The sequence below is a fragment of the Pseudomonas sp. GW821-FHT09C08 genome, assembly GCF_059418125.1.
Genome location: NZ_JBWKPG010000003.1, coordinates 212,633 through 227,624, shown reverse-complemented (window position 1 = coordinate 227,624; position 14,992 = coordinate 212,633). Strand labels below are relative to the sequence as shown.

14 protein-coding genes are annotated in these 14,992 nt (G+C 62.4%); 8 read left to right on the top strand and 6 right to left on the bottom strand.

Going from position 1 to position 14,992, the window contains the following annotated elements:
- Nucleotides 1–189: 189 nt before the first annotated feature.
- Nucleotides 190–1,479, bottom strand: a complete 1,290-nt coding sequence (locus tag AC07OJ_RS12060; RefSeq protein ID WP_065902562.1) for an MFS transporter — start codon at nucleotides 1,477–1,479, stop codon at nucleotides 190–192.
- 466 nt (nucleotides 1,480–1,945) lie between these two features.
- Here AC07OJ_RS12060 and AC07OJ_RS12055 point away from each other — a divergent pair, with 466 nt between their 5' ends.
- Both AC07OJ_RS12055 and AC07OJ_RS12050 read left to right on the top strand, forming a co-directional pair.
- The gene (locus tag AC07OJ_RS12055; RefSeq protein ID WP_003176975.1) at nucleotides 1,946–2,350 is read left to right on the top strand and encodes an acyl-CoA thioesterase; all 405 of its coding nucleotides are present in this window, start codon (nucleotides 1,946–1,948) and stop codon (nucleotides 2,348–2,350) included.
- A 57-nt stretch (nucleotides 2,351–2,407) separates the two neighbouring features.
- Nucleotides 2,408–3,307, top strand: a complete 900-nt coding sequence (locus AC07OJ_RS12050; RefSeq protein WP_282395511.1) for a D-hexose-6-phosphate mutarotase — start codon at nucleotides 2,408–2,410, stop codon at nucleotides 3,305–3,307.
- A 50-nt stretch (nucleotides 3,308–3,357) separates the two neighbouring features.
- Here AC07OJ_RS12050 and AC07OJ_RS12045 read toward each other — a convergent pair whose 3' ends face one another.
- From AC07OJ_RS12045 to AC07OJ_RS12025, 5 genes are all read right to left on the bottom strand, one after another.
- Nucleotides 3,358–3,894, bottom strand: a complete 537-nt coding sequence (locus AC07OJ_RS12045; RefSeq protein ID WP_017135795.1) for a DUF3299 domain-containing protein — start codon at nucleotides 3,892–3,894, stop codon at nucleotides 3,358–3,360.
- Between the two features lie 78 nt (nucleotides 3,895–3,972).
- Nucleotides 3,973–4,218, bottom strand: coding sequence for a GlsB/YeaQ/YmgE family stress response membrane protein (locus AC07OJ_RS12040; RefSeq protein ID WP_010168336.1), 246 nt, complete (start codon nucleotides 4,216–4,218; stop codon nucleotides 3,973–3,975).
- A gap of 106 nt (nucleotides 4,219–4,324) precedes the next feature.
- Nucleotides 4,325–5,410, bottom strand: coding sequence for a 5-(carboxyamino)imidazole ribonucleotide synthase (locus AC07OJ_RS12035; RefSeq protein ID WP_017476761.1), 1,086 nt, complete (start codon nucleotides 5,408–5,410; stop codon nucleotides 4,325–4,327).
- An 11-nt stretch (nucleotides 5,411–5,421) separates the two neighbouring features.
- A complete protein-coding gene (purE, locus tag AC07OJ_RS12030; RefSeq protein WP_003195648.1) occupies nucleotides 5,422–5,913 on the bottom strand; it encodes a 5-(carboxyamino)imidazole ribonucleotide mutase in 492 nt (163 codons plus the stop codon).
- A gap of 331 nt (nucleotides 5,914–6,244) precedes the next feature.
- Nucleotides 6,245–7,153 carry a LysR substrate-binding domain-containing protein gene (locus AC07OJ_RS12025; protein WP_010566930.1) on the bottom strand — a complete coding sequence of 303 codons (909 nt, stop codon included), beginning with the start codon at nucleotides 7,151–7,153 and terminating at the stop codon, nucleotides 6,245–6,247.
- 182 nt (nucleotides 7,154–7,335) lie between these two features.
- Between AC07OJ_RS12025 and aspA the strand changes: the two genes are divergently transcribed.
- From aspA to AC07OJ_RS11995, 6 genes are all read left to right on the top strand, one after another.
- On the top strand, nucleotides 7,336–8,760 hold the full coding sequence (gene aspA / locus AC07OJ_RS12020; protein WP_017135792.1) for an aspartate ammonia-lyase: 1,425 nt from the start codon (nucleotides 7,336–7,338) through the stop codon (nucleotides 8,758–8,760).
- Between the two features lie 391 nt (nucleotides 8,761–9,151).
- Entirely contained in the window at nucleotides 9,152–10,603 is a 1,452-nt protein-coding gene (locus AC07OJ_RS12015) for an alanine/glycine:cation symporter family protein (RefSeq protein WP_106802267.1), read from the top strand.
- A gap of 86 nt (nucleotides 10,604–10,689) precedes the next feature.
- Nucleotides 10,690–11,667, top strand: coding sequence for an asparaginase (locus AC07OJ_RS12010; RefSeq protein ID WP_495094590.1), 978 nt, complete (start codon nucleotides 10,690–10,692; stop codon nucleotides 11,665–11,667).
- 50 nt (nucleotides 11,668–11,717) lie between these two features.
- A complete protein-coding gene (locus tag AC07OJ_RS12005) occupies nucleotides 11,718–12,710 on the top strand; it encodes an AraC family transcriptional regulator (protein WP_495005746.1) in 993 nt (330 codons plus the stop codon).
- A gap of 133 nt (nucleotides 12,711–12,843) precedes the next feature.
- Entirely contained in the window at nucleotides 12,844–13,878 is a 1,035-nt protein-coding gene (locus tag AC07OJ_RS12000) for a histone deacetylase family protein (RefSeq protein ID WP_495094589.1), read from the top strand.
- Complete coding sequence (locus tag AC07OJ_RS11995) at nucleotides 13,875–14,966, top strand: polyamine ABC transporter substrate-binding protein (RefSeq protein ID WP_106802264.1); 1,092 nt, start codon at nucleotides 13,875–13,877, stop codon at nucleotides 14,964–14,966. Before AC07OJ_RS12000 ends, AC07OJ_RS11995 begins: the two co-directional genes overlap by 4 nt.
- Nucleotides 14,967–14,992: the final 26 nt, after the last annotated feature.

Sequence of the window (14,992 nt, the reverse complement as noted above, 5' to 3'; positions counted from 1 at the left end):
GTGTGAACACTCTATGTCTGCAATGTGACAATTAGATGAAAGGCCACTATCGAGAGGAGCGCAGGCTACGAGGGCAGAAACATTGAATTGTGACGAGGGCGCTGGCTCCCGCGGGACTGCGCAGCACTGCCTTTTTCAGGGCCGCTGCGCGAGCCAGCTTCCTCGCCACACTGGGTGATCGGGCGGGTCTTAGCGCCCGCGCTTCCACAGGAACCCACCCACAACCATCCCCATCACGCACAGGACAGCAACGTAGTAGGCCGGACCCATCGGGCTTTCCTTCATCAGCAGCGACACCGCCAGCGGCGTCAGGCCGCCGAATATGGCGTAGGCGACGTTATAGGAGAACGACAACCCACTGAAACGCACCACCGGCGGGAAAGCCTTGACCATGACATACGGCACCACGCCGATGGTGCCGACGAACAAACCGGTCAAGGCGTACAGCGGGAACAGCCAGTCGGGGTGGGCGATGAGGCTGTGGTACAGCGTCCAGGAGGTCGCCAGCAGCAGGGCACAACCGAAGATCAACACACGCCCGGCGCCGAAACGGTCGGCCAGCGCGCCGGAGGCGATGCAGCCCAGGCTCAATGTGACGATTGCCAGGCTGTTGGCCTGCAGCGCCACGGTCGCGCTGAAGTGATAGACGGTCTGCAACACGGTCGGGGTCATCAGGATAACCACGACGATGCCGGCCGAGAGCAGCCAGGTCAGCAGCATCGACAACACGATGGCACTGCGGTGATCACGCAGCACGGCGCGCAACGGCAGCTCGGCGGCCAGGGTCTTGCGTTGCTGCATCTCGGCGAAGATCGGCGTTTCATGCAGCCAGCGGCGCAGGTACACCGACAGCAGGCCGAACACACCGCCGAGCAGGAACGGGATGCGCCAGGCGTAATCCGAGACCTGCTCCGGGCTATAGATAGTGTTGATTGCGGTGGCCACCAGCGAGCCCAGCAGGATCCCGGCGGTCAGGCCGCTGGTCAGGGTGCCGCAGGCGTAGCCGATATGGCGCGGTGGCACGTGTTCGGAAACGAACACCCAGGCGCCCGGTACTTCGCCGCCAATCGCCGCGCCCTGGATGACGCGCATCAGCAGCAACAGGATCGGCGCCCACAGGCCGATCTGCGCGTACGTCGGCAGCAGGCCCATGATCAGGGTCGGCACGGCCATCATGAAGATGCTCAGGGTGAACATCTTCTTGCGGCCCAGCAGGTCACCGAAGTGCGCCATGATGATGCCGCCCAACGGGCGCGCCAGGTAGCCGGCGGCGAAGATGCCAAAGGTCTGCATCATGCGCAGCCATTCGGGCATGTCCACGGGGAAGAACAGTTTTCCGACCACGGTGGCGAAAAACACGAAAATAATGAAATCATAAAATTCCAGCGCCCCGCCCAAGGCAGACAGCGACAGGGTTTTGTAGTCGTTGCGGGTCAGCGGGCGCGAAGGTTGCGCACTGCTTGCGGGCACGGAGGACATGGCAAGGCTTCTCTTATTAGTCAGGACGGCAGATCCGGGGTGCTGGCTGCGCCAGGGTGGGTTCGGCAAGATAGCAAATCGCTTGGAAAAGCACAGCGGTGAGCTGATAACAGTTCCAGTGGGCAAATTATCCCCGGTGACCGCACATTGACCGCAATCAGAAGCACAGTTGCCGGAAAAAGCCGCGATACAGCCGCGAATTGCCGACCAAATGAGTGCCCAGAGGTCGTCGTGGCGCATGTGTCTCGATATACTCGGCCCTTGCAAGCGCAGAACCCCAGTCTTGAGGGGCTGCTGTGCCAAAACGTCGTTGGGTGCCATCCAGCCGATTTGGCAGAGTTTCCCTTTTAGTACGCCTTACGAGAAACGCATCACGCGGTGTATGTTGGTGCTGAAACGTTTTTCCAGAAGACGGCTATCCACTTGAAATACCCATGAAGCGTCACGGGTCAGAGGCACCCTCGGCATGATCGAACTCGAACAAGAAGATCCTATCCCGCAAGGCGATCTCGCCCTGCAAATCACCGCCCTCCCGCGTGAAACCAACGGTTTCGGCGACATCTTCGGCGGCTGGCTGGTCGCGCAGATGGACCTGGCGGGTACCGCCATGGCCAGCAAGGTCGCGGGTGGCCGCGTGGCCACCGTGGCGATTGATCGCATGGCGTTCCTGGTCCCGGTGGCGGTGGGCGCGCAGCTTTCCTTCTATACCCAGGCCCTGGAAATCGGCCGCAGCTCGATCCAGATGATGGTCGAAGTGTGGAGCGATGACCCGCTGTCCAGCGAATGGCGCAAGGTCACCGAGGCGGTGTTCGTGTTCGTCGCCATCGATGGCAGCGGCCGCACGCGTTCGGTCCCGTCGCGCGCGCGTTAAACCTCATCGGATTTTGACGGTCAATTGCCCCATTGCCTGCCATAAAGAGTGCTGTGTATGCCTACGCCCCACGTTGAAACCGTGAAAATCGACGAGCTGGATTGCTGGCACATTCGCCACAACGGCGCCGAACTGAAAGTCGCCCGACAAGGCGCGCACATCTTCAGTTACCAACGCGCAGGCGAGCAGCCGCTGATCTGGCCGAATCCTGAGGCGGTGTTCAAGCAAGGCAAAGGCATTCGCACCGGCGTTCCGGTGTGCTGGCCATGGTTTGGCGTGTTTGACCGCAATCCGCAAAGCGTCAAGGCAATGCGCCAGAGTGACCAGCCCGCCGGCGCCCACGGTTTTGTGCGCACCGCCCTGTGGGAACTGGCCGCGACGGAACTCGAAGGCGAAACGCTGCGGGTCGACCTGGTGTTGCCGGTGCCTGCGGGAGGCTTCCCCGGCTGGCCGCATCAGGTCGACCTGAAACTGAGCCTGCGGCTGGACGACCAACTGCATATCCACCTGACCAGCCACAACCGCGGCACTGATACCGTGACGCTCAGCCAGGCGCTGCACACCTACTTCGCCGTGAGCGATGTGCGCAACGTGCAGGTCGAGGGCCTGGACGGGCTGGCGTACATCGATACCGCCGACGGCTGGACCGAGAAGACGCAATCGGGCCTGCTGCACTTCACCGCCGAGACGGATCGCATCTACCTCGACACGCCGCCCCAGCTGACTATTGTCGACAAAGACTGGCAGCGCAGAATCCAACTCACCGCCGAGGGCTCGAAGTCGACGGTGATCTGGAACCCCTGGACCGAACGCGCCAAGGCGTTTGATGACATGGCCGATGATGGGTGGACAGGCATGCTGTGCATCGAGACGGCGAATGTGCTGGATGATGTGGTGAGCCTGGCGCCGGGCGAAAGTCATACCCTGGGTGTGAGCATCAAAGCGCTAGCCCTGTAAACCCGAACCCGTAGGAGCTGGCTTGCCAGCGCCTACGGGTTTCGCGGTGTCTAGAGGTCGGATTCCTTCACCACCCGCACCTTCCCCGCATCCAGTGCATAGGCCGCATCGGCCAGGTCATTGTTGACCTTCTCCACCTTCAACGTGCCCGTGACCCACAGCGGCGTGTAGATATCATCCAGCTTCAAACCCTTGGGGTACCGCACCAGCACCAGTTGGTTGGGTGGCGGTGGCGGCACGTGGATGCAGGCGCCTGGGTAGGGCACCAGGAAAAACAGCGTGCTGCGACCCTTGGCGTCGGTCTCCAGCGGCACCGGGTAACCGCCGATGCGGATGTTCTTGCCGTTCATGGCGGCCACGGTCTTGGTCGAATACATCACAGCCGGCAAGCCCTTGCTCTGCTTCAAGCCACCTTTGTCGGTGAACGTGCCTTGGGCTTCGGGGGAGTTGTGATCGATCTCGGGCATCGCTTCGAGGGCTTTCTGGTCCGACAGCGGCATCAGGTCGAGCCAGTCGGTTTCCGGCAGTTCGCCGGCGTGGGCCAGGCCGGAGCCCAGTAATAGAAGAGTGAACAGAAGACGGCGCATGGAGAGGCTCGACAAGGTTAACAGTGTCGGCATTCTAGCCCTCCGCGCCTGCGCAGCGCAGAGGGCCATGAAGCTAAATCATTTTTTTCGCAGCAGGCCGTAGATCACCAGCAACACGATGGCACCGATCAGCGCGCCAATGAAGCCTGCGCCCTGGCCCGCCTGGTAGATGCCCAGGGCCTGACCACCGTAGGTGGCGACCAGCGAACCTGCGATACCCAGCAGGATGGTCATGATCCAGCCCATGCTGTCATCGCCTGGCTTGAGGAAACGCGCCAGCAGGCCGACGATCAAGCCGATGAAGATGGTTCCGATGATACCCATGGCATTTCCCTCTGATTGAATGTGAGTCATGTCAAAGCCTAGTCAGGCTTCGCCATCCTGCAATCAGAGAGACGGCGGCAACCAATGGTTCCCGCCGATCCTTGGGTTATTGCTCGGCGATCAGCGCTTCGACCTTGAGGATCTGCGCTTGCAGCGTCGCACGGTCCTTGCAGCGCAGGTTGGCATGGCCGACCTTGCGCCCAGCCTTGAAGGCCTTGCCGTAGTGATGCAGGTGGCAGTCATCGATGGCGATCACGCGGTCAACCGGCGGCACCACGCCGATGAAGTTGAGCATGGCGCTCTCGCCGACCTTGGCCGTGGAGCCCAGCGGCAAGCCGGCCACTGCCCGCAGATGGTTCTCGAACTGGCTGCACTCGGCGCCTTCGGTGGTCCAGTGCCCGGAGTTGTGCACACGCGGCGCGATTTCGTTGGCCTTGAGGCCACCGTCGACTTCAAAGAACTCGAACGCCATCACGCCGACATAATCCAGCTGCTTGAGCACGCGGCTGGAATAGTCTTCCGCGAGAGCCTGCAACGGGTGGTCGGTGCTGGCCACGGACAGCTTGAGGATGCCGCTGTCGTGGGTGTTGTGCACCAGCGGGTAGAAGCGCGTTTCGCCATCACGGGCACGCACGGCGATCAACGAGACTTCGCCGGTGAACGGCACGAAGCCTTCCAGCAGGCAGGCAACGCTGCCCAACTCGGCGAAGGTACCGACCACATCGGCGGCGGTGCGCAGGACTTTCTGGCCCTTGCCGTCGTAACCCAGGGTGCGGGTTTTCAATACCGCCGGCAGGCCGATGCTGGCCACCGCAGCGTCGAGGTCGGCCTGGGACTGGATATCGGCGAAGGCCGGGGTCGGGATGCCCAGGTCCTTGAACATGCTCTTCTCGAACCAGCGATCGCGAGCGATACGCAAGGCTTCGGCGCTCGGGTACACCGGCACGAACTGCGAGAGGAATGCCACGGTTTCGGCCGGGACGCTTTCGAACTCGAAGGTCACCAGGTCGACTTCGTCGGCCAGTTGGCGCAGATGGTCCGGGTCGCTGTAGTCCGCACGCAGGTGTTCACCCAGTGCAGCCGCGCACGCGTCCGGCGCCGGGTCCAGGAAAGCGAAGTTCATCCCCAGCGGGGTACCCGCCAGGGCCAGCATGCGGCCCAGTTGGCCGCCACCGATTACACCGATTTTCATCGTCAACAACCTCAGGCGATACGTGGGTCTGGATTGTCCAGCACGCTGTCTGTCTGCTCAGCACGGAATTTTTTCAGCACCGCGTGAAACTGCGGGTGCTTGGCGCCCAGGATGCTGGCGGACAACAACGCGGCGTTGATCGCGCCGGCCTTGCCGATCGCCAGGGTCGCCACCGGGATACCGGCCGGCATCTGCACGATGGACAACAGCGAATCCACGCCCGAGAGCATCGACGACTGCACCGGTACGCCAAGCACTGGCAGGTGAGTCTTGGCCGCACACATGCCTGGCAGGTGCGCCGCCCCGCCGGCACCGGCGATGATCACCTCGATGCCACGGGATTCTGCTTCATCGGCATACTGGAACAGCAAATCCGGGGTGCGGTGGGCAGAGACCACTTTCACTTCATACGGAATGCCGAGTTTTTCCAGCATATCGGCGGTGTGGCTAAGGGTGGACCAATCGGACTTGGAGCCCATGATCACGCCAACCAATGCACTCATCGTCGTGCCTCTTCTCTCTGGGCGCCCGCAGGCGCGTCAAAAAACAACAAGCCACGCGGGAAATCCGGCGTGGCTTGTTGTACGAAATTTGGCCGGTTGGACCGGCCGAAGGCCGCGCAGTATACCGTAATAATCCAGATAAACAGCCCCTTGGATGACCATCTGTCTTACACCTCAAACAGGCGGTTTTATTGACTTCCAGGTCAGCGAAAGCACCACAAAATACTGTGGGAGCTAGCTTGCCTGCGATGGCGGAGGGTCAGTGCCTGAAATGTCGGCTGATACACCGCTATCGCAGGCAAGCCAGCTCCCACATTTGATCTGTGTTGGCTCAAGTATTCTGCGCTGCGCCGCCTTCCAACTTACGCCACAACAACCGCACGTTCGCCTTGCGCACCAGCGCGCAGCGATACAGCCGAATCTCCAGCGGCACATGCCATTGCGGCCCGCCGCACACCACCAGTTCGCCCCGTGCCAGTTCAGCGCGCACGCTCAACTGCGGCACCCAGGCAATGCCCAGGCCTTCGAGGGCCATGCTTTTGAGGCTGTCGGCCATGGCGGTTTCGTACACGGTGGTAAAGCGCAATGCGCGCTGGCGCAGCAGCAGATGTACCGAACGCCCCAGGAACGCACCGGCGCTGTACGCCAGCAACGGCACACTGCCCTCGCCTTCCAGGTCGAACAGCGGCTTGCCATCCGCATCGGCGGCGCACACCGGGAGCATTTCGGTGTTGCCCAAGTGCAGTGAGGGGAAGATTTCGGCGTCCATCTGCATCGCCGCATCCGGGTCGTAGAACGCCAGCATCAGGTCGCAGCCGCCTTCGCGCAGGGCATGCACGGCGTCGCCGACGTTGGTGGCCACCAGCCGCGTGGCGATGTTCAGGCCTTCGTTGCGCAGTTGCGCGATCCAGCGCGGAAAGAAACCCAGCGCCAGGGAGTGGGCAGCGGCTACTTGCATAACCTCGCCCTGCCCGCCTTCCAGGTGATGCAAATGGCGCAGCACTTCACCGAGCTGCTCGACCACCGTGCGCGCGGTCACCAGAAACAACTGCCCCGCTGCTGTCAGTTCAACCGGCGTGCGCGAGCGATTGACCAGGGTCAGGCCCAGCGCAGCTTCCAGGCTGCGAATACGCCGACTGAACGCCGGCTGGGTGACAAAGCGCCGCTCCGCCGCCTGGGAAAAGCTGCGGGTTGCCGCCAGGGCGCTGAAGTCTTCCAGCCATTTGCTCTCAAGGTTCATCACTTCCTCCCACGGGTACGCACCATTTTGGCACACACGCCCGCCATGATAACCGGGTCACACCGACATTATGCCGTTTGTGCATAGGCCAGTGTTTAACAGCATTGGCCCAAAAACTTCTACAAGCCTAGCATTCGCAGCGTTCCGGCCTGTTCCGGGTCCATATCGAGATGATTTCCGTCATGTCCTCCGCTGCATCATTCCGCACAGAAAAAGACCTGCTTGGCGTACTCGAAGTACCTGCCCAAGCGTATTACGGCATCCAGACCCTGCGAGCGGTGAATAACTTCCGCCTCTCGGGCGTTCCGATTTCGCATTACCCGAAATTGGTGGTCGGCCTGGCAATGGTCAAGCAAGCAGCCGCTGACGCCAACCGCGAGTTGGGCCAGCTCAGCGAAGCCAAGCACGCAGCTATCAGCGAAGCCTGTGCCCGCCTGATCCGCGGCGATTTCCACGAAGAGTTCGTGGTGGACATGATTCAAGGCGGCGCCGGCACTTCAACCAACATGAATGCCAACGAAGTCATCGCCAACATCGCGTTGGAGGCCATGGGCCACAACAAGGGCGAGTACCAGTACCTGCACCCCAACAACGACGTGAACATGGCGCAGTCGACCAACGACGCCTACCCGACCGCGATCCGCCTGGGTCTGCTGCTGGGCCACGACGCGCTGCTGGCCAGCCTCGACAGCCTGATCCAGGCCTTCGCTGCCAAAGGCGTCGAGTTCGGTCACGTGTTGAAAATGGGCCGCACCCAATTGCAAGACGCCGTGCCGATGACCCTCGGCCAGGAATTCCGCGCCTTCGCCACCACCCTCGGTGAAGACCTGGCCCGCCTGAAAACCCTGGCGCCAGAGCTGCTGACCGAAGTGAACCTGGGCGGCACCGCGATCGGTACCGGCATCAACGCCGACCCGCGTTACCAGGCCCTGGCCGTACAACGCCTGGCCCTGATCAGCGGCCAGCCGCTGGTACCGGCTGCCGACTTGATCGAAGCCACCTCAGACATGGGCGCCTTCGTGCTGTTCTCCGGCATGCTCAAGCGCACCGCGGTGAAGCTGTCGAAGATCTGCAACGACCTGCGCCTGCTGTCCAGCGGCCCACGTACCGGCATCAACGAGATCAACCTGCCGGCGCGTCAGCCAGGCAGCTCGATCATGCCCGGCAAGGTCAACCCGGTCATCCCGGAAGCCGTCAACCAGGTGGCGTTCCAGGTCATCGGCAACGACCTGGCCCTGACCATGGCAGCCGAAGGCGGCCAACTGCAGTTGAACGTGATGGAGCCGCTGATCGCCTTCAAGATCTTCGACTCGATCCGCCTGCTGCAACGCGCCATGGACATGCTGCGCGAGCACTGCATCGTCGGCATCACCGCCAACGAAGCCCGTTGCCGCGAATTGGTGGAGCACTCCATCGGCCTGGTCACCGCGCTGAACCCGTACATCGGCTATGAAAACGCCACCCGCATCGCGCGCATCGCCCTCGAAAGCGGCCGCGGCGTGCTGGAACTGGTGCGTGAAGAAGGCTTGCTCGACGACGCCATGCTCGACGACATCCTGCGCCCCGAAAACATGATTGCCCCACGTTTGGTCCCGTTGAAGGCCTAAGCGTTTGTTGCACCGCTCACCAGGTTGAGGGACTAGACACCTCTCACCTTTTGAGGGCCTGAAGGCTCGTTCTTCAGGCCCTTTTTTTTGCCTCAAGGTTGTGAAATGACGTCCATAAAAACTCCAATATCGCCCTGCAAACCCGCCTTGCCCGACTCCGGCCTGCTGAAACCTTTAATCGCCTCGTGCAGACGGATCACACACTCCTAGGTATAGTGCCGCCCCTCTTCGCGTCAGCGGTCGTCGGTAACGAGACCCTGGAAGCGCGAAACCGCATGAATAACAACACCCGCAAAAGGATTGGGGTCGAACCGTCGTGCACTGCCTGGTGCCATACGACGTGTCGGACCGTCCTGCGTTTGCCATTAGAAAAATCAGCGAGGAACACTCCATGCTAGAAGTCATCAACGACTTCCTCTCAGGGAAAGTATTGATCGTGCTCATTGTCGGGCTCGGTGGCTACTTCACGATCCGCTCGCGTTTCGTTCAATTGCGTCACTTTTTCCACATGTTTTCGGTGTTTCGCGACAGCCTGAAAAGCAGCTCCGGCCAGCTCAGCTCGTTCCAGGCGCTGATGCTCAGCCTCGCCGGTCGCGTCGGCGCCGGTAACATCGCAGGTGTCGGCATCGCCGTGACCCTGGGCGGCCCGGGTGCCGTGTTCTGGATGTGGGTCACCGCACTGGTGGGCATGTCCTCGAGCTTCATCGAATGCTCCCTCGGCCAGCTGTACAAGCGCACCGACGCCGAAGGCACCTACCGTGGCGGCCCGGCCTACTACATCCAGCATGGCTTGAAGAAACGCTGGCTGGGCATGGTCATGGCCTTCCTGCTGCTGGTGACCTTCGGCTTTGCCTTCAACGGCCTGCAAGCCCACGCCGTGACTCACTCGCTGAACAACGCCTTCGGCCTGGACACCACCTACACCGGCCTGGCGCTGGCGGTATTGCTGGGCCTGGTGTTCATCGGCGGGATCAAGCGTATTGCCTCGATCGCCGACCTGCTGGTGCCGGTCAAGACCCTCGTCTACATCGCCGTGACCCTGTACGTGATCGTGCTGCAATTCGACCACGTGCCGGCCATGCTCGCGACCATCGTCAAGAGCGCCTTCGGCCTGGACCAGGCCTTCGGTGGCCTGGTGGGCAGCGCGATCATCATGGGTGTGAAGCGCGGCGTGTTCGCCAACGAAGCCGGCCTGGGCAGTGCGCCTAACGTGGCAGCGGTGGCGTCGGTAGAACACCCGATCGCCCAAGGCGTGGTGCAGGCGTTCAGCGTGTTCCTCGACACCTTCGTGATCTGCACCTGTACGGCGCTGCTGATCCTGCTCTCCGGTTTCTACACCCCGGGCTTTGAAGGCGACGGCATTGCCCTGACCCAGAACTCCCTGGCGGCCGTGGTCGGTGACTGGGGCCGGATGTTCATCTCGGTGGCCCTGGCGTTGTTCGTGTTCACCTCGATCATGTACAACTACTACCTCGGCGAGAGCAACCTGCGCTTCATCGTGGGCGACAACCGCAAAGTGTTGATGGGCTACCGCGCACTGGTGCTGGTGCTGATTTTCTGGGGTTCGATCGAGAACCTGAGCACCGTGTTCGCCTTCGCCGACATCACCATGACCATGCTCGCGTTCGTCAACCTGTTCGCCCTGGCGTTCCTGTTCAAGATCGCCATGCGCATCCTGAATGACTACGACAACCAGCGCGCAGCGGGCATCAAGACCCCGGTGTTCGACTCCAGCCAGTTCCCTGACCTGGACCTGGATCGCAAGGCCTGGCCGGCGAATCCGGTGAAGTCGCAGCCAACGGCTCAAGCATCGGCTGAACTGAACGCTCAAGCGCAACGCTGAGCGTCGTAAGCCTAGATAGATGACACGCCGCCCGGCCTTGGGCATGCTCTGGGCCCGGCGGCGTTTTTCGTTCAGGAGATTCTTCGATGTCCCCAGCTAACAACATCATGGTGCTCTACACCGGCGGCACCATCGGCATGCAGGCCAGCGCCAACGGCCTGGCGCCCGCATCCGGTTTCGAAGCCCGCATGCGCGAACATCTCGCCAACGAGCCCGTGCCCGCCTGGCGCTTCCGGGAAATGGCACCGCTGATCGACAGCGCCAACATGACTCCCGCCTACTGGCAGCGCCTGCGCGTCGCGGTGGTTGAAGCCGTGGACGCAGGCTGCGACGCGGTGCTGGTCCTGCACGGCACCGATACCCTGGCCTACAGCGCGGCGGCCATGAGCTTCCAACTGCTGGGTTTGCCGGTGCCCGTGGTATTTACCGGCTCGATGCTGCCCGCCGGCGTGCCTGACAGCGACGCCTGGGAAAACGTCAGCGGTTCGCTGGCAGCGCTGGGCGCAGGCCTGGCCCCGGGTGTGCACCTGTATTTCCACGGCGCGCTGATGGCCCCGACCCGCTGCGCGAAAATCCGCAGTTTTGGTCGCCATCCGTTTGCTGCGTTGCAGCGTAACGGTGGCGTGGCCAAGGCCGAGACGCTCCCTGCCGCCCTGGACTACCGCCAGCCCAAGGCCCTGGCCAATGTCGGCGTATTGCCGCTGGTGCCGGGCATTGCCGCCGTGCAGGTGGATGCACTGATCGACAGCGGGATCCAGGCACTGGTGCTCGAATGCTTCGGCAGCGGCACCGGGCCCAGCGATAACCCGGCGTTCCTGGCCAGCCTCCAGCGCGCGCAGGATCGGGACGTGGTGGTGGTGGCAATCACTCAATGCCATGAAGGCGGCGTAGAACTGGACGTGTATGAAGCCGGTAGCCGCTTGCGCGGTGTCGGTGTGTTGTCCGGGGGCGGCATGACCCGCGAAGCGGCATTCGGCAAGCTGCAAGCGTTGCTCGGTGCCGGCCTCGCCACCGCAGACGTCCGCCGCCTGGTGGAACTCGACCTGTGTGGCGAACTGAGCTGACCGGCATATAACTTGCTCCACTTCCAGCCATCACCTGGCTGGAAGTCCGCATGCTGCACTCCCACCTCACCACCCTCAATGCTGTCTCCCTGGTGCTCAGCACCTTCAAGGCCGAAGGCCTGCCCGCCGAGGCGCTGCTGGCCGGCAGCGGTATCTGCGCGGCGGACTTGAGCCGCGCCGACACGCGCATTGCCACCCACCAGGAGATGCAGGTGTGCGCCAATGCCGTGGCGTTGCAGCGCGATATCGGCCTGATCGTGGGGCGGCGCATGCACGTTTCGTCCTACGGCATGCTCGGTTATGCCCTGCTCACCAGTGCCACTTTCGGTGACGCTTTGCGCCTGGCCCTGCGGTATCCGGCGCTATTGGGAACACTGTTCGAACTGAGCCTGGAGGAGGACGGCGAGCGTATCTGGTTCACCGCCGGCGATTATCGCGAGAACCCGGCGCTGACCGCCTTCAACGTCGAGCTGTGCCTGGGATCGCTGAAGGTCATCTGCGACGACCTGCTCGGCCATCCGCTGCCCTTGCTGGGCGCGCGCTTTGAGCATGATGCGCCGGATTATCAGGCGCGCTACACCGAGTCTTTCGACTGCCCGTTGCAGTTCCAGGCCACCGCCAATGCGTTCGCCTTCGACCAACGCTGGCTCTCCCAGCCTTTGCCCCTCGCCGATACCGTGACCCATCAGGCCATGGCCGAGCGCTGCCGTAAACAGAACACCGAATTCACCGGGCGCGAAGCCTGGCTGGGACGGATCCGCCAGCTGCTCGCGGCACAACTGCACGCCGCACCTGGCCTCGAAGGCCTGGCCGAGCAGATGAAGTGCTCGGCGCGCACCCTGCGCCGACACCTGCATGACCTGGGCTGCAGCTACCAGGAACTGCTCGACGAGCTGCGCTTTGAACGCGCCAAACAGTTGCTGGCTGAAGATCAGTGGCCGATCTATAGGATCGCCGAGGCCCTGGGGTTCAGCGAGACCGCCAGTTTTCGCCATGCGTTCGTGCGCTGGAGCGGTGTGACGCCGAGCCAATTTCGACCATGACGCCCCATTGAGGGGCGAATTTCGGACAGACAATCTGGCCACATTTATCCCCTTTTGGCCGCTCCTGCCGTTCTCATAATCGCCGTCGCCCGCAAGACTGCACGCACCGATACCGCCTGCGGAGAACAACAATATGCTGACGATCTACTCGGACGATCACCACCTGCACCATGGCCGTTGCGAACTGATGGACGGGCAACTGATGCCCTGCTTCGAAATGCCCTCGCGCGCCGACCACGTGCTGCAGCGGGTCAAGGACCGCGAACTGGGCCCCGTGCAAGCGCCGCAGGACTTTGGCCTGGCACCGCTGCAACGCGCTCACAGCCACGACTACCTCGACTTTTTCAAAGGCGCCTGGGCACTCTGGACAGAATTCAACCAGGACGGCGACCTGCTGCCCTACACCTGGCCCGCACGCACCTTGCGCCGCGTGTTGCCCACCAGCCTGCACGGCCAGCTCGGTTATTACAGCTTCGACGGCGGCGCGCCGATTACCGCCGGCACCTGGCAAGCGGCCTACAGCGCGGCGCAGGTCGCGCTCACCGCGCAACAGGCGATCCAACACGGCGCCCGCAGCGCCTTCGCCCTGTGCCGGCCACCGGGACACCACGCCGCCAGCGACTTGATGGGCGGCTATTGCTACCTCAACAACGCCGCCATCGCCGCCCAGGCCTTTCTCGATCAGGGCCATAAGAAAGTCGCGATCCTCGACGTGGATTACCACCACGGCAACGGCACCCAGTCGATTTTCTATGCACGCAGCGATGTGCTGTTCACCTCGATCCACGGGCATCCGGAAGCGGAGTTTCCGTTCTTCCTCGGCTACGCCGATGAGCTGGGCGAGGGCGCCGGGGAAGGCTTCAACTTCAATTACCCGCTGCCAGCCGGTTCCGGCTGGGACACCTGGAGCGCGGCCCTGGAGCAGGCCTGCGGGGAAATCGAGCGCTACGGCGCCGACATCATTGTGGTCTCCCTGGGTGTGGACACGTTCAAGGACGATCCCATCTCGCAGTTCAAGCTCGACAGCCCGGACTACCTGGCCATGGGCAAACGCATCGCGCAGCTCGGCACGCCCACGCTGTTCGTGATGGAAGGCGGCTACGCCGTGGAAGAAATCGGCATCAATGCCGTCAACGTTCTCGAAGGTTTTGAGGGGTCAGCCGAATGAACATGCTCAAGTCGCTTGTACTCTGCGCGGCGGTGCTCAGCACTGCCGCCCACGCCGAAGAAAAAACCCTGCGCGTCTACAACTGGTTCGACTACATCACGCCCAAGGCCCTGGATGACTTCAAGGCGCAGAACCCGGCGATCAAACTGGTCTACGACATCTTCGACACCAACGAAGCCCTGGAGGCCAAGTTGCTCACCGGCAACTCCGGCTATGACGTGGTGGTGCCTTCCAATGTGTTCCTGGCCAAGCAGATCGAGGCCGGCGTGTTCCAGCCCCTGGACCGCAGCCAGTTGCCGAACTGGAACCACCTTGATCCCAAGCTGATGAAGCTGATCGAGGCCAACGATCCCGGCAATAAATTCGCCGTGCCCTACATGTACGGCACCATCCTGATCGGCTTCAACCCGGCCAAGGTCAAGGCGGCGCTGGGCGACAACGCGCCGGTGGACAGCTGGGACCTGATCTTCAAGGAAGAAAACATCAGCAAACTCAAGCAGTGCGGCGTCGCCCTGCTGGACTCGCCGTCGGAGATCCTGCCCCTGGCCCTGCAGCACCTGGGCCTGGACCCCAACAGCAGCAACCCCAAGGATTATGAAAAAGCCGAAGCGCTGCTGATGAAGATCCGTCCGTACATCACCTACTTTCACTCCTCCAAGTACATGGCCGACATTGCCAACGGAGACATCTGCGTCGCCGTCGGCTATTCCGGCAGCTTTTCCCAGGCCGCCAACCGCGCCAAGGAAGCCAAGAACGGCGTGACAGTGGACATGCGCCTGCCCAAGGAAGGCGCGCCGATCTGGTTCGACATGCTTGCCATCCCCAAAGGCGCGAAGAACCCGCAGGACGCCTACACCTTTATCAACTACCTGCTGCAACCCGGTGTGATCGCGCCGATCAGTGACTTCGTCGGCTACCCCAATCCCAACAAGGACGCGACTGAACAGGTTGACCCGGCGATCCGCAACAACCCCAACCTGTACCCCACCGAAGCGGCAATGGCCACGCTTTACACCTTGAAACCCCTGGGCCGAGACGCCGAACGCGCCAGGACCCGCGCCTGGACCAAGATCAAGTCCGGGACCTGATCGGCCACGGCCGGGGCGTGCAGGCC

Bases quoted from the DNA above. Each gene is read 5' to 3' on its own strand.
- AC07OJ_RS12060 (WP_065902562.1), bottom strand. From the start codon at position 1,479: ATGTCCTCCGTGCCCGCAAGCAGTGCGCAACCTTCGCGCCCGCTGACC.
- AC07OJ_RS12055 (WP_003176975.1), top strand. From the start codon at position 1,946: ATGATCGAACTCGAACAAGAAGATCCTATCCCGCAAGGCGATCTCGCC.
- AC07OJ_RS12050 (WP_282395511.1), top strand. From the start codon at position 2,408: ATGCCTACGCCCCACGTTGAAACCGTGAAAATCGACGAGCTGGATTGC.
- AC07OJ_RS12045 (WP_017135795.1), bottom strand. From the start codon at position 3,894: ATGCGCCGTCTTCTGTTCACTCTTCTATTACTGGGCTCCGGCCTGGCC.
- AC07OJ_RS12040 (WP_010168336.1), bottom strand. From the start codon at position 4,218: ATGGGTATCATCGGAACCATCTTCATCGGCTTGATCGTCGGCCTGCTG.
- AC07OJ_RS12035 (WP_017476761.1), bottom strand. From the start codon at position 5,410: ATGAAAATCGGTGTAATCGGTGGCGGCCAACTGGGCCGCATGCTGGCC.
- purE (WP_003195648.1), bottom strand. From the start codon at position 5,913: ATGAGTGCATTGGTTGGCGTGATCATGGGCTCCAAGTCCGATTGGTCC.
- AC07OJ_RS12025 (WP_010566930.1), bottom strand. From the start codon at position 7,153: ATGAACCTTGAGAGCAAATGGCTGGAAGACTTCAGCGCCCTGGCGGCA.
- aspA (WP_017135792.1), top strand. From the start codon at position 7,336: ATGTCCTCCGCTGCATCATTCCGCACAGAAAAAGACCTGCTTGGCGTA.
- AC07OJ_RS12015 (WP_106802267.1), top strand. From the start codon at position 9,152: ATGCTAGAAGTCATCAACGACTTCCTCTCAGGGAAAGTATTGATCGTG.
- AC07OJ_RS12010 (WP_495094590.1), top strand. From the start codon at position 10,690: ATGTCCCCAGCTAACAACATCATGGTGCTCTACACCGGCGGCACCATC.
- AC07OJ_RS12005 (WP_495005746.1), top strand. From the start codon at position 11,718: ATGCTGCACTCCCACCTCACCACCCTCAATGCTGTCTCCCTGGTGCTC.
- AC07OJ_RS12000 (WP_495094589.1), top strand. From the start codon at position 12,844: ATGCTGACGATCTACTCGGACGATCACCACCTGCACCATGGCCGTTGC.
- AC07OJ_RS11995 (WP_106802264.1), top strand. From the start codon at position 13,875: ATGAACATGCTCAAGTCGCTTGTACTCTGCGCGGCGGTGCTCAGCACT.